Consider the following 13,086-nt stretch of genomic DNA (forward strand, 5'->3'; position numbering starts at 1 on the left):
TGATGGATGAGAACAAACATAGCGCCGCCGAGTTGTTCTATCAGCCGGATCAACTATTGCTCTATGCCAAGAGAGTGCTGCCCCGGAGATTTGAACTGCATGAGACCTTACTTGACACCCAGAACGGGGTCTTCGTATCGGCTTTCGATCATTCGGAAAACCGCGCTATAACACTCAAGCTGTTCCCGGAGATATTGGCCTCCGACAAAGATAGCGCCGGCAGGATTCTTACCGAGGTCCAACGTTCACTTCGCCTGTCTCACGCAAACACCTGGAGCGTTCGGGTGTTGGATCGGGTGGACGACCTGCAATTCTTGTGTCTGGACCGGATAGATGGAAAGCCCCTGCTGACATTCATCGGCACCAATCCCAAACCCAAGTTTGCCGAAACCGTTCTGGTGCAATGTCTATTGGCCCTCTGTTATGCCCACAAACAGAAAGTACTGCACGGCGACATACGTCCGGCGTCGATCCTGATCGACACTGATAATAAAGTAACCCTTATCGATTTTGGTGTATCACGAACAGTCACGGAAATGCTCACTCGGGTTACCAACATCACACCCTCTACCGGACACTTGTATTCCGCTCCCGAATTCATACGGGGTAAGTCCTACAGCCGAGCATCTGAGTTTTACTCGCTGGCGTGCATCATGTATGAGTTGTTAACGGGCGATCCACCCTTTCTGGTGGGCAACCTGGCCCACCAGCATATACACGAAAACCCACAGCCGCTGGACAAGTCGGTAGTTTCACGTCATCCCTTCGTGTCCCAATTCATTGATCTGGGTTTGATCAAGGACCCGGATAAACGCATCGACGGATTGCACGACATGCTCACGCAGGTTGCCAGTAATACTCCCCGCGCAACAGCCAGCCTGGCAGGATTCAAGAAGGGTGTGAGGTCCAAGCGTGCCAAACGCCTACTCCCCCGTCTGTCCTTGCTTCTCGTTCCGATATTCCTGATCGCGGTTGCCATCTGGTTCGCTGTCAATGCGTATGAAGAACACCGACTGACGGAATTGCGTCGATCACTGGGGCTCCAGTTTGCTATCGTGGCTCGGGGCGAGTTCGAGATGGGTGATCGGCAGGCCGCTTCGGACGCCAACAATCCATGGCACCCGGTATCCATCACGCGGGAGTTTTATATCAGCATGCACGAAACGACCATAGGTCAATACATGGCATTTCTCAACAATCGCCACGAAGGTGTGAGCGTCGGTAAGCCCGATGTCCCGACCACGGTGGTGCCTGTGGGTGACCGATATGTAGTCTCAGCCGGCACCGACCCGAGCCTGCCGGTGACCGAGATCGGGTGGGAATCGGCCATGGACTATTGCCGATGGTTGTCCGGACTTTCTGCGGATTCGCTTTACATCCTGCCGACCGAAGCGCAATGGGAGTTTGCTGCGCGCGACGGATCGGTACGAAAGTACCCCCAAGGAGATGAACCACCCGAGATGAACTGCGCCGGTACCGGTCCGATGCCGGTGGGAAGGCACAAGCATACACGTGAGCTCTACAATATCTGTGCCAACGTCTCGGAATGGGTCTTCGACTTTTACGATCCCGATTATTTTCGTTCTCCAGAAAACAGTGTCGATCCGATCGGGCCGCCGAGCGGGAATTCCCACGTTGTCAGAGGTGGGTCCTACCTGGATTCGGCAGCCATGTGTGAAATTCACGTTCGAAGGAGTGGTGCCCAGGTGAAGCCGCAGGCTCTTGGATTCCGAGTAATCAGAGTTCCCAGAGCGGACACTCTACATTTTGAAGACTTTCTGAAAGGAATGTGAGGTCCTCCGTGAATGCAGACATACGCCAGGCAGACCTATTTCGTTCGGCCGGACTTGATCTCCGCGACCCGGGTGCATCAATCAGCGACGATCTTATTGTTCAGAACCCGGTCGGTATTGGCAAACTTGGCATTACCTATATCTGCAAGCACAATCGCCGGGAGGAGTTTTATCATGTGCGCGAGTTGTTGCCCTCGCTTGGTACCGATGTTCTCGATGAGAGTCTGACAAAGCGCTTGGGGGAGCTTGGTTTCGCACTTGCGGGCAGCCACCTCCTCATCCGCCGTTGGACAGGGGGCGACTCGCTGCTCTCGCGGCTTGTCGCCGAGACAAGTATCGATCTCGACGATGTCGTAAGGATGGGGTCCCAGATGACTGACCAGCTTCGGAGGTTGCACGACTGCGAACTGGTCCATGGAGCCGTCCACGACCGCAACATAGTGATTGACGCCGGGCATTTCACTCTGGTGGATGCTGCAATCCCATCCGCACTGCGCGAAAGGTCGTTCCGAATTCTCAAGGGAGATATCTTCGACAATAAGATTCATCTGGCCCCTGAACGTCTGCGTGGTCAGCCGTTTGATGCGGCTTCAGACTGGTACAGCCTGGCCAGCGTCTTATGGTTGGCTCGAACCGGCCTGCCCCCCTATTTTGTCGGGGACACGGTGGCCAAACGGATACAGGACCACGCCTTCGATTCGCCGTGGCTCTCCGGAACCGACGACTCATGGTTGCACGATCTCCTTCGGGACATGCTCGTTCCCGACCCGGAAAACAGGCTGACCAATTCTGAACTTGTCCAGAAAGCTCTCACCGACAAGACATATCGAACGATCACGGTAAGGGCGGCGCCAAGTGTATCTCACCCGGCGGAGGACCAGACGGCCGCGGCTCCTTCAAATCCGGATCGCAAGCGGAAGGTAGTCGTACAATTCAAAGCAAACAACGGCAGTTCTCGTCGACTGGTGTGGCCGATTGCGGCGGCAATCTTGGCAATCGGTAATCTCGTGTTGTTCTTACTTCTTTGGGGCGCCGGAGATCGTGAACAGGAGTTGGCCGGCCAGATCACCGAGTTGCGCGGGTCCTTCTCCAGCGCCCTGTCGGACAGGAATAACGAACTTCAGCAGCAAACCAAGCAATCAGGGCAGTTGGAGGAAGAACTTCGCCGAACCGAATCCTCGGCTCAGGCGACGAAGGACTCACTTGAGAGAGCGGCTGACGCAGTACGGGGTGATCTTGAACGTACTGCCACTACCAATCGACGGGAAATCAACCGGCTCCAGGAGAATCTGGATGACGAGAGGCGAAGGCTTGGCCTTCTCACCGACTCGCTTGAAATGATTATCAGCACACTCTCCAGGGAGCTGACCACCAGTCGCACCAATGCAAAGACCCTGTCCGGCGATCTCGAATCGGCCAGACGGACGTTGGAGGCCAAAGATCGCGAGCTTACTGAAAACTCACGCCAGATCGCCGGGCTAAACGACAGTCTTGAAATCCTCAAATCGAAACTCGATGAGCCTTCAGGAAACCGGGATAGATTGCAGGACGAAATCGATCACTTGCGGACAGTCATGGACGAACTTCAGGGCAAACTTGATGAATGTCGTGTCCAAAAGGAGAATACTCAGAAGGACGGAAATGGGGGACCAAACTAAGATCACCACTTTGAAGTTTCAGAATTCGGGCAATCGGCAATTGCTACTTATGCAGGAGGTAGGGTCATGAAAGAGTGGAGTAAGTTTCCCGAAGGATCGGAGTTCCTTGGCAGATACATCGTTAAAGACCACATAAGCTCTACGTTAATGTCGCAAGTGTACCGGGCCTACGACAAACTCCAGGACATGGATGTATGTCTGAAACTGCTGCACCCCGCACTCAAATCGGATTCACGGGGCATCAAGGAACTCAGACAGGAGTTCGATCACACCGTAAGTCTGGTCCATCAACACATCGTTAGAATGTACCGCTTTGAGGACACCGAGGAAGACATGCCCATGATGATCATGGAGTTCATCGAGGGCAAGACAGTGGAAGACATTCTGGGCGAAGAGAGCCAACTGACTTTCGATCAGGCCATCGACATCGTGCATCAAATCTCTTCGGCCCTTCAGGTGGCACACTCGAAGAACGTCGTGCACCTTGATCTGAAACCGGCCAACATAATGATTAATACCGAAGGCGTATTGAAGGTGGTGGACTTCGGTATCGCCAGGAAAGTGAAGGAGACTTTCACCAGGGTGTCCAACCAAAGCCCGCCGGGAACGCAGATTTTCATGGCGCCCGAACTGCTGAGCGGAAAAACCAGGAAAGTCGGCGCAGTAAGTGACTGGTATGGGCTCGGTATTATTCTGTTCGAGATGTTGGCCGGTCGCCCCCCGTTCTATCAGGGCGACATCAGCTATCAGAAGCTGCACGAGGAGCCGCCCAAAGTGAGCCAATATCGACCCGACTGCCCCGAGGTTTTGGTAACCCTCGTCGACAAGATGCTGGAACGTGACCCCGATGTCCGCCAGGCAACTGTACCGGCCATAATCGATACTATCCAGGCTCTGGCCGACAAGGACGATGAAGCGATCCAGAAGGCCGGGCAAGTACTCAGCGGTATGGAAATCGTGCCGGACTCACAACCGGCCAAGCGAGGTCTGGTAATTGCTTTGGCTGTCGCATGTGCCGTTCTTTTGGTCACCAACTCATACACGGGACACGCCTGGTGGAGGCTGTCGGATCGATACGGTGAGCTCAGCGCCGACAGGGACTCGGCGGTGAGTCAACTTACCGATGAGGGGCGCCGGATATACGAGCAATCCAATCAGTTGCTGAAAACTGAGGAGGACCGCGATAGGACTGCCGAGGAGTTGGAACAATCGGAGGCCGAGAGTAAACGGTTATCTGACTCCGCCAAAGGATTGGCAAGTGCCAAGCGTACTCTTGAGACCACTGCGGCAGGTTTGCGCGATGATCTCGGGAGCCTCAATACGAGCTACGATGCTCTGGACGGAAGATACAGGAAGTTGTCATCCGACTTTGACAATCAAAGCATGCTGTATGGCGAACTCAAATCTGACTTCAAGGACGCTCAAAACGAGAACGGAAGGCTGGATAGGGTAGTCCGACGGCTGGAAAACGAGAAAGAGGACATCAGGATTAAACACAACAACCTCGTTGGCATGGCCAAAGATTTGCAGCTCGAATTAAAGGCCGCCAGAAGTTCGGCGACCCATTGGGAAAGCGAAGCGGGTCGATTTGGGCGAGGCTGGAACAATGCGGAGGCGAAGGCCCAAAGGAATATCGACTGCCTCAATAAGGCGATCTATGCTCTACGTAGTTACTACTCATGTTACCAACTGAGCCAAGCTGGCATAATCTCCTCGAACGCTACATGCAGGTGATTACTTCTTTGCCGCCAGGTCACTGGACCTTGGAACTGCTCACACCGGTAAACCGAACAAGGACGCCACGGTTAGTGGAAAAACCGCATCCGATCTATCCGGCCGGCCGCACCGTATCATCCTGCGTTTTGCGCACGTTACCGATGTTCTCCATGATCCTCTTCTGGGTTCGAAGAACGAACGAAGTCTCACGAGTTTCCACCAGATCGGCGACAAAGCCTATAGCTATGCTGGCGACCAAGCCAACCAGCGTAGTGTCAAAGGCCACGTGCAGGTTGGCGCTCAAGTCATAATTGGCCAAGAGCCGGTCGGCCGCCGGGGCTGCCGACGTCATCACACCCGTTACCGACAGCGCTTCGCCGATCCCCAGAACGGTGCCGATAAACCCAAGTGACGGCAGTGTGATTACGAAATAGCGCAGAATCTGGAATCGAGTGTTCAGTTTCTCCAGTATGGTTTGGCTCGACGTGTCCAGTATCGTGTGCACTTCGGCGGCATTGACCTCACCTCGGTATGACATCAGTAGTTTGTATCCGGGTTCTACCAGGTCCAGGACGACGTTGGGACAAATGTCGTCGGACAATCGTCTTTTCATGCGTTCGCCGCGAACACTGTTGACCAGGCTCTGCATTTGAGACAATGGAGTGACCTCGGTCAGATTGGGTAGCAACAGGCGGTTGGCAAAGGTCCGTCTGCTTCGCCAAACCACCATCAGTTCCAGGGCCACCAGACCAAGAGCCATAAATGAGAACAGATAGATCAACGCCTGGATGTAACCGGACAACAGGATGCTGGCTCTGGCCGAGGACTCGGCGGATTCAAGGACGATTTGGAGCCATCGCAAAGCGTCCGGGTTGTCATCCCCCCAAGTCTGAGCAACAACGACGAACTGCTTTTTCCGAACTTGAAAACGACGCACGCCCGTCAATCTATCATAACTGCTTTCGGCAACGGTATCGATAGAATTGTCGCGGCCCAGCCTTCCGGCCGTCACTTCGAACCGCCAGTCTTTCTGTGTCAACGTGTCTTCACGGGAATCAGGCCTCAGTGCTCCCGGACGCCGAACGATCACCAGGTATGCGTTACCGTCGAACGGTTCGCTGGGCACGGTTACCGCTATGAAAGTTGTGTCACTTACGGTAATCCGAAACTTCCGGTCCGGGTTGAGAGTCAGCATGGTAGTGTCAAGCGTGGTGATCTTGCCGTCCAGCTTGCTCTCGAAGTCGGACGGCTCGCCGACGACGCCAGTGTATCCCCAGCTTACGGGATCGAACGTCATTCTGTCGACCATACCCAGGAAGAGCCTGGTCATCAACAGGGCGCCGATGACGATGATGAATCCCTGAAGTCCCACGCTTCTTTTCATCCAGTGTGAAATGTGACTAAACACTTGATCTACCTCATGCTCAGATGGCCGGCTGGCCCGGTCTATTCAAGTCCCACAATTGTAAGCTCTCGCCGAAGGTGCGCCAGCGGATCTTGTTTGAAGAAATCTTCCCAGTTCGAGGCACACATATCGAAAATGCGGGCCACCAATTCAGTGTCGCTAACGTCAAACCTGTGAACTGTCTTGCTCTTCCAGCGGGCGTACCATTTGTCAAAGGCTGCTCGGTCAAAGCCTCCGCTGTGCTCTACCCGATGCTCACCGGTAACGAGGACCGGGTCGCCGGCATCCGACATGAACGTGAATCCTGTTTCGCCGATGGTGCGAAGACGGTTAACGGTGATGGTACCCTTCCGACGCAAACTAATGGCCAGACTAACACTCTGTAAGATCGGCGATGCCAGGCCGGCCGAATCGGTCACGATAGAGTCTACCTGCAGAGGCTGGTCCAAAGCGGGTGCAATGATCTGGACCTCGCTTCCGGTTTCGACACCGCCACATTTGTAGCATGAACGGTCAGCGATGATGATCCAGGAATTGAGGTCGTCACCAATACCGTCATCCAAAATCACCACCGACGAAGGAGGGCGATAACCGGCATCCGTGTCTTTCAGTTCCATCGGGCAAAACTGCACTTGAAAGGACTGTTCCTCCCATTGGGCCACGTTCGCCTGGCGGCCGCCTCCCTGGGGTTGCTGTGGTTCTCGGTCCAGGTCCGCGGCCTTCGGAAAAATCCCGCGCGCCATAAGAGAATCCTGGGGGATTTTGAAATCCGGGTCGGGGTAGCGCACACCACCGATGTCGGTTGCAGAATAGTAGACCGAGGCAGGCGTTTCGAAAGTACGAACAGTCAGACCGTCATACCGTTTAGCCCGGATGAGGTCGGTGATTCGCCTGGCGCTGTGCTGATCGCATGACAACATAACTACGAAAATGACCTCGTTCTCCACGTCCAGCACTATCAGTTCGTCGTCATAGAAAATGAGTTTCCCTTCTTGCGGCAGCCGGTCGGGGTCGTATCTCTCACTCAGAATCTCTCGTCGTCGTTCTTGCTCTTTCAGTTCCGCCTCGCTGCGGATGGATTCCAGGTCAACGGCGGTTTGCTCCATACTCTTTGACATAGCGTCGATCTCTTCGATAGGGAGATAGCAGAAGATCGCATGGAGTGCCTCGATCAACGCGATGACAGCCTGCTCTTCCTGAGCGGACAAATTGTACTCAAGTTCGGTGGTGAGGCTGCGATAGACCCGCCCCGGAGTGTCGACAAAGAGTACACGCTCCAAAAAACGCTTCCATCTGGCAGACTTGTTTTCGATTTGCACGATGACGTTCTCATCCAGGTTGAGAAAGAACCAATAACCGCTTCGATCGAAGATAATCCGACCGCTGTCCGACTCGAACAGTTTTGATTCGGGAGCCAACCGGCTGAGGATGTAGTCGGTACGGGGCACGGTTAGGCTCACCGTATTGTCACCGGCCATCATGGGGTCCAGCCTGGGACCGGACTGTGCCGGTAACTCGTGAGCGACGATTATCACCAAGACAACCACCACAAAGTAGCGCCATGCATTCATCATCGGAACAACTCCTTTCTTATCGGGGCCGAATAGGCTTCATCTGCCCGCAACAAGAGTGAATCTGTACGTGCAGTTGATCCCGCCACGCACGCATCCACCACCACGACAACGGTCTCCGGAGCGTTGATGGTGAAGCGTTTGAGAAAGACACCTAGTTCGGTGATATCCTTCACCGCCGGGGTGATCAGCGCTGTCACGGAACCACGCCTGGTGAGAAACGGAACCTTCGCCTGGCGAGTGGATTCCTCGGAGTCAATCGTCGTGGAGTCAATGAGCGCATACATGGCAAGTTCGACACCGGCCGTGTTATTGGGAATGAACACGGTCACATGGGAGAACCCCTCGATTTCCGCGGTCTTGGTACTGGGGTGCATTTGTATGATTGCGATGATCAGAATCGCGGCCAGGGCATTGCACAGGGTATCCAAAAAAGTAATCAATAGGCCCGCCCTGGCGACTCTGCTGCGGCGTTTCATCGATACCTCCAGAACACTTGATCGCCGGACAGCACTTTCACGTTGGGCTTAGCGCTGAAAATTAACTGAAGGGTCGTTTCGCCGTCACAGCTGTCGGAGAACCGAAATGTTTCCGGTACCTGATCAAGATCGCTAATCACCCGGGCTTCATAATAATACGGGGCAAGAGTGGTGTAGTCATGCTCATTGGTAATCTTGAACTCGAACCGAAGCTGACCTCGCTCCGCCGGGAGTGCGTCGGGCGCAATAATCACCAGTATGTCCCTAATCCGGTGATCCTCGTGCAGGAGTGGACGATAAACCCGCACCGACATGGCCGAGTCCAGAGCCTGAGGCAACGGCACCAGGTAGTCGATGGCCGGATTGGTGGCGTTTATCTGGTCGAGAACCACCGTATCGGTACGGGAACCGTGCACGGTCATGATCACATCCTGGTTTGCTTCTTGCACCAGTCTGTGGTTATTGTGAATCGTCACCTCATAAAGGGTAGCCCGGAGATTCTGTTCACCTTGCGATTCCGATGTACTCAATGCGATAATGAGCAGGATTATCACTGCGGCCAAACCGCAGGACAATATGTCCATAAGCGCTGTTGACATATCACCACCTGAAGAACTACGGCGCAGCTTACGGAGGGCCGCGTCTGACCATGTCCATACCAGTTACTTTGCCGCGGGTCACTGACATTCTTCTGTTACCGAATGTAGAATCTCTATATCGAGTTTATCGTTGATCGGTTCACCCACCTTTTGAAGTGGATATATCACGGTCCTGTTTTGTGCGTCCACAGCAAGGAGGTGGTTCCTGTACTTGTAGCTCACATCATCGACCCTTAGCAAACAGACTTTTTTCAGCTTGAGGTCGGAGAGTACTACGTCATTGTCAAGATCGTATACCGGCAGGTCCCGGGCGCCGAAGTAAACCTGATGGCCATTGTCATCTACAACCACAAATCGGTATTTGCTGTTAGGATCGGTGAAATACTTCAACTGGTAGCTATTCCCATCACTACCTTCAACGGTGGTGGAGCCCTCACCCTCCGGCTTCTCCGTCGGTTCCGTGGAATCCGGCTCCGCCGGTTCCACTCCGTTGGTGTCCGGAGGCGGCGGTGGCGGTGGCGGATCTGCTGGTGGCGGCCAGTTGTCCTCGATATACCGGCAGCATTCGGTCATATCCCCTGTGTTCTTGGCATCGCACTGGAGACTGTGATGCACCTGCACGCCGGTGTGTGATGTCAAGTCTAGGTCTTGATAGGGACGCAATTCGAGCGTGGCAGAATACCCTTCGAGGGTGAAAACGTCGAGCGACGTCTGACCGTCTCGGTCGGAAACTCCACAGATGAAACCCAGCCGGATCGAATCCGGGATGCGGCAATAGTACTCATCTTGACCGGTGAGGCCATTGCGAACCACCATGGCGTCAGCCAGACTGACCAGTTCGTAGTCTTCACCGGGGTTCACAGGGACCGAGAAGGCGCCGTCGTTGACGCTGTCGACATCGGCGGTATGACCGGTGATCGGATCGTAGGTCATGATGTCGACCAAACTGTCCAACAAGCTGTCACAGCAAGCCTGGGGGTTGGACATGGTGACACACTGATCATTGAGTACATCCTGCCTCGACCGAGGAAGATCGTCCAGTCGATCCTTGTAGTCGGGATAGCTGTGGATCCACATTTGCACAAAAACGCCGCTGCGCGCATCAATGAAAGTCACCAGCCCTCCACGCGTTGCACTTGGCGCTATACCGCAAAGGTAGGCATCCTGCATTCTGTAGACAGCAGTAGATTCTGCTTTTGAACGGATCGGCCCCGCCGATGGATCGCGACGCTCCGCCGTGGCGTTATCCCGGAAGGCGTAGGCGAAGGCCTCCTCATAGGCGTCGTACACCAGGATACAACTGTGCGCACGGTCCAGGTGGAAGGAATAGCGCCGACCGTTTGTGGCCAAAGGTAGGCCCTCAAGTGTTTCGCCGGTGTTCGGATCGGTTACCGTGGGTAAGTCCTCAAGGCCCATGCCGTCACCCAGGTGCTCCCACCCGGCCGGTTCGGTTTGCTGACCAGTGCTCGGATCGGTCTCTTGACCAGTGCTTGGATCGGTCTCTTGACCAGTGCTTGGATCGGTCTGCTGACCGGTGCTTGGATCGGTCTGCTGACCGGTGCTCGGATCGGTCTCTTGACCAGTGCTCGGATCGGTCGCTTGACCAGTGCTTGGATCGGTCTGTTGACCAGTGCTCGGATCGGTCTGCTGACCAGTGCTCGGATCGGTCTGTTGACCAGTGCTCGGATCGGTCTGCTGACCAGTGCTCGGATCGGTCTGCTGACCAGTGCTCGGGGTCTCACCCTGGTCTCCTTCTTTTTGACTCTGACCTTGGCCGGATGGGTATTCCGACTCTCGACCGGTCCACTGGTTTTCGCCGCCCGAGGTGCCGCCATCAGTGCTCTGGCCCTGGCCGCCGGTGGTTCCGCCGCCGGACGGACTGTATTCTCCGCCTGTCCCCCCCTCGCTGGAACTCTCACCCTGGCCGCCCCCCTCGTTTTGCCCTTGCTGCTGCTGCGTCGCGCTGGCATCACCGTTGCCACCGTCGCTGCCGTCGGACCCGCCTTGGGGGTTTCCGCCGCCCAACATGGCCATGGCGCCAATAAAGAAGGCCGCCGCCAGGGCCAGGTTGCCGCTAAGAGCAAGGGCCAGTGCAAAAGCGAACAGGAGCGCCGCCAGCGACAGCTTGAGGGCCATCATCAACTTTTTCTTTCGTTCCTGACGCTTTCGCTCTTTTTCGCATTCTTGTCTCTCTTGTTCAAGGCGAGAGATTTCATGCTTGTTGTCGATCAACTCCCGACGAACGTCGCCGATATCAGACGCCACCTTTATGCAGAAGTCCTCATTCTCGCTGTGAAACAACCGACCGGCACATTTTGCCGAATCGGCCCGTAGCTGATAGTGGTAGTCCCCCAGTTCTTCTCGTCTCTGAACCTGTTTGTCTATCATTCTGCCCTTTTGGTAGACGCACTTCTCGGCTCGCTCAGCGGCCTGACCGGCCTTGTTCGCCTTGTTCTGAAGTTTGTCACCCAGTCCTTTGGCCGTGTTCAAGACTCCCTGGCCGCTCTTTTGCAGAGCTTCTTTGTCGGCCCCACCGCTCACTTGCCCAAGAAAATCCGTTGTTTCCGAGGCGAAGCTTTTGCCGTCTTTTAAGAGGTCACGGGTCTCTTCGTCCATCGGTACATGCTCAAGGACTTTGTCGGCGACTTTCTCTACCGTTTCGCGATCAAGGGTCGGTTTTGCATTCTTGGTAAAGTCCACGATGTCTTTGCGGAGATTGTCGATATCCTCAACGGTGGCGTTTGCCAGCCGTTCTCGGAACTCCCGGTAGACTTTGGCCGCCAATTGCTTGTCACCGGTGACCGCTTCCACTTCCTGTCGGGCCAGATGACCGAGCGGTGCCTGTATCTGGTTCGCTGCCTCCTGGACATTGCGTTTCAGGACATCAGGATCCTGGTTTTTGCTGAGGCGCTCGAGTTGTTCTATCGCCTCTTGTTCGGTGATCTTTCCCCGTTGTGTCAAGAGTTGCTCGAAACCGGATGGTGTCATACCGTTGAGCAGCTTTTGGCTGTTCCGCAAAACCTCGATCTCGGAGTCAAGCTCTTTGTTGGCCAGGACCGTGTCGACGGTCGCGGCTGCCCTCCACATTTGGGCCTGCGCCTGCTCAACATCCGGCGCCCGGGATGCCTCCTCGATATTGCTGAGGATTCGGTCGCCGTCCTTCTTGGGCAGATGGCTGATATCGAGCAAATCCGTTGCGATTTCTTCGAGGGCCTGATTGACGCTGTCCTTGTCCACGTCCGGAGATGCCGAGATCGAATTCGCCAATGTCTTCAGATCTTCTCGGACCTCATTGAGGTCGGCTTTGGTAGCCGCGATTTCCGCATCTGCAGGTGTGTCGCGCAGTTCCTCCTGGACGAGTTCCGCCGACCGCCGCCTTAGCCCGGCTGCTGATTCCTTGCTTATTTTCGAGCCCTCTTTGCTGATAACGTCTTCAATGTCGGCCAGGTATTGGTCTTTCCAACTCTGTGTATCCCGACCGAGGAACAGTATTATCGCAAACACAACAACGATCCCGACAATGACAACAGCCACGGATTTTGAGCGCATGATGGGATTCTCCCTCCGAACAAATGTTCATGTCTAGAACGACACTTGGTTTGTTTCAGCCTGTACAGATAGTCGGTTTCATGATAGTTGCTTGGCCCCATTATGGCAAGCTGATTCTCGGTGGTGGGCTGTGCCGAAGTCATCGCCTTTGGCGCGTCACCAGGTTTTCACAAGCCGGTTTCCGCAAAGGTGTTGATTTCCTGCATGATGATCGACGGCATGAAAGGAAACAATAGCGGTGCAGGGACTTGAACCCCGGACACGTGGATTATGATTCCACTGCTCTAACCAGCTGAGCTACACCGCCATTTTCGAA

8 protein-coding genes and 1 tRNA gene are annotated in these 13,086 nt (G+C 54.9%); 3 read left to right on the forward strand and 6 right to left on the reverse strand.

Going from position 1 to position 13,086, the window contains the following annotated elements; translation table 11 throughout:
* Window positions 1–2: 2 nt before the first annotated feature.
* The 3 genes from OEV49_00295 (at window position 3) to OEV49_00305 (ending at window position 5,185) form a co-directional block, all read left to right on the forward strand.
* Window positions 3–1,793, forward strand: a complete 1,791-nt coding sequence (locus OEV49_00295; GenBank protein MDH3889497.1) for a bifunctional serine/threonine-protein kinase/formylglycine-generating enzyme family protein — start codon at window positions 3–5, stop codon at window positions 1,791–1,793.
* An 8-nt stretch (window positions 1,794–1,801) separates the two neighbouring features.
* Window positions 1,802–3,451: a protein kinase gene (locus tag OEV49_00300; protein MDH3889498.1), complete on the forward strand. Its 1,650-nt coding sequence runs from the start codon at window positions 1,802–1,804 to the stop codon at window positions 3,449–3,451.
* 66 nt (window positions 3,452–3,517) lie between these two features.
* Window positions 3,518–5,185 carry a protein kinase gene (locus tag OEV49_00305; protein ID MDH3889499.1) on the forward strand — a complete coding sequence of 556 codons (1,668 nt, stop codon included), beginning with the start codon at window positions 3,518–3,520 and terminating at the stop codon, window positions 5,183–5,185.
* 94 nt (window positions 5,186–5,279) lie between these two features.
* On the opposite strand, the gene OEV49_00310 is transcribed toward OEV49_00305, so the two are convergent.
* The 6 genes from OEV49_00310 to OEV49_00335 all read right to left on the reverse strand — a co-directional run bounded on the left by OEV49_00310 (window position 5,280) and on the right by OEV49_00335 (window position 13,077).
* Complete coding sequence (locus OEV49_00310) at window positions 5,280–6,575, reverse strand: MotA/TolQ/ExbB proton channel family protein (GenBank protein MDH3889500.1); 1,296 nt, start codon at window positions 6,573–6,575, stop codon at window positions 5,280–5,282.
* 38 nt (window positions 6,576–6,613) lie between these two features.
* Entirely contained in the window at window positions 6,614–8,146 is a 1,533-nt protein-coding gene (locus tag OEV49_00315; GenBank protein MDH3889501.1) for a hypothetical protein, read from the reverse strand.
* Window positions 8,143–8,622, reverse strand: a complete 480-nt coding sequence (locus OEV49_00320) for a hypothetical protein (protein MDH3889502.1) — start codon at window positions 8,620–8,622, stop codon at window positions 8,143–8,145. Before OEV49_00320 ends, OEV49_00315 begins: the two co-directional genes overlap by 4 nt.
* Window positions 8,619–9,221, reverse strand: a complete 603-nt coding sequence (locus OEV49_00325) for a hypothetical protein (protein ID MDH3889503.1) — start codon at window positions 9,219–9,221, stop codon at window positions 8,619–8,621. The genes OEV49_00320 and OEV49_00325 overlap by 4 nt, the downstream gene beginning before the upstream one ends.
* Before the next feature lie 78 nt (window positions 9,222–9,299).
* Entirely contained in the window at window positions 9,300–12,770 is a 3,471-nt protein-coding gene (locus OEV49_00330; GenBank protein MDH3889504.1) for a hypothetical protein, read from the reverse strand.
* Between the two features lie 233 nt (window positions 12,771–13,003).
* Window positions 13,004–13,077: transfer RNA gene (locus tag OEV49_00335), tRNA-Met, on the reverse strand.
* Window positions 13,078–13,086: the final 9 nt, after the last annotated feature.

This window comes from Candidatus Zixiibacteriota bacterium (genome assembly GCA_029860345.1).
In the GTDB taxonomy this organism is placed as follows: domain Bacteria; phylum Zixibacteria; class MSB-5A5; order GN15; family FEB-12; genus JAJRTA01.